The organism is Azovibrio sp. (assembly GCF_049658005.1).
Classification (GTDB): domain Bacteria; phylum Pseudomonadota; class Gammaproteobacteria; order Burkholderiales; family Rhodocyclaceae; genus Azovibrio.
In genome coordinates this window covers 1-1,607 of sequence record NZ_JBASOH010000013.1, presented here as the reverse complement: position 1 = coordinate 1,607, position 1,607 = coordinate 1, and the positions used below count along the sequence as shown (strand labels likewise).

At 36.7% G+C, this 1,607-nt stretch carries 2 protein-coding genes; both read left to right on the top strand.

Translation table 11 applies throughout. From position 1 onward, the window contains the following. Window positions 1-1,120, top strand: a 1,120-nt coding sequence (locus WBH99_RS01160; RefSeq protein ID WP_424218270.1) for a GspE/PulE family protein, incomplete at its 5' end; no start/stop codon positions are given. Between the two features lie 5 nt (window positions 1,121-1,125). After that, window positions 1,126-1,607: type II secretion system F family protein (locus WBH99_RS01155; RefSeq protein ID WP_424218269.1), on the top strand; the 482-nt coding region annotated here is incomplete at its 3' end.

Sequence of the window (1,607 nt, the reverse complement as noted above, 5' to 3'; positions counted from 1 at the left end):
ATTACCTAGGAATGTGTTGAATTCACTAGTCAGTCGTATAAAAATTTTAAGTAATTTAAAAATTGACGAAAGACGTGTACCACAGGACGGAAGATTTAAAATCAAAGTTGGCGGAAAACAATTCGCCCTACGTGTTAGCACTCTACCAGTTACCGAGGGAGAAAAGGTTGTAATGCGTATTCTGGATGAATCAAATCAGGCGGTTTCTTTAGAATCTTTAGGTTTTTGGGGTCAAGCTATAACTAATATCAGAAAATCTATGGCCGAGCCTAATGGAATCATCTTAATAACAGGGCCAACAGGTAGCGGTAAATCGACTACTCTATTTAGTGTTCTCACTATATTAAATACTCCAACTGTTAATATATCGACAATCGAAGATCCAGTCGAGTATAAGATTCAAGGTGTTAATCAAACCCAAACTAATCCAAAAGCTGGTATGACTTTTGCAAATGGACTGCGGGCACTTTTGCGTCAAGATCCAAATATAATAATGATTGGTGAGATACGAGATAGTGAAACGGCTGACCTAGGAGTACAAGCAGCCTTAACTGGTCATTTAGTTTTTAGTACTTTACACACAAATAATGCAGCAACTAGCCTACCAAGGTTATTAGATATGGGAATTGAACCGTTCTTGATAGCCAGTACTGTACGAGCAACAGTTGGTCAACGTTTAGTTAGAAAGCTAAATAAAGACACTCGAAAGAGCTACCAACCAACAGAAGAGGAAAAACAGATGATTATCAAAATGTTCAATCTAAAACCAGGTCAAGATTTTAAATATATTCATGAATTAGAGAAAAAGGCAGCAGCCGAGGGTGTAGGTGGAGATACGCCTTTAGGTACAACTGAAACGACTATAAATAACCTATGGAAAAATGACTCTGATGACAATGCTAATGGCGCTTTAAGTGGTTATAAGGGTCGTGTTGGTATTTACGAAGTATTGAATAATTCTGTTGAAATACAAAAACTAATCGTTGCCAATGCAACTAGTAATCAACTTCAAGAACAAGCTATGAAAGAAGGTATGCTCACCATGCAAACCGATGGCTTAATTAAAGCTTTGCGTGGCGAAACGACAATTGATGAAGTTATAAGGGTCACGAAGGAATAATCAAGATGGCAAATTATTCTTATATAGCGGTAGACTCTAAAGGTAAAAGTATCGAAGGTGTGATTGATGCACAAGATAGAAATGCTGTTATTGACACCTTAACAAAACAAGCGCTAAGGCCAGTTAGTATTAAAGAGGTTAAGTCAAAAGAAGTAAGAAACAATAACACAATATCTTTTGGCATTAAAAAAGTAAAGACTGACCAGTTAGTTATGTTTACTAGACAATTAAGCACCATGATTGGAGCTGGTGTACCACTTTTGAGAGCGCTTAATGCTCTATCTAATAACTTGTCTGAAAAAATGGCGTTAAAACAAATTTTAAACAGTATTATCCATGATGTAGAAGGCGGTAAAAATCTCGGTGACTCGTTAGCAAAATTCCCAGAAGTTTTTAATGATGTATATGTAAATATGGTTCGAGCCGGCGAGGCGGCTGGAATTCTGGATGAGATATTAAACAAATTAGCTTCTCAACAAGAAAAAAG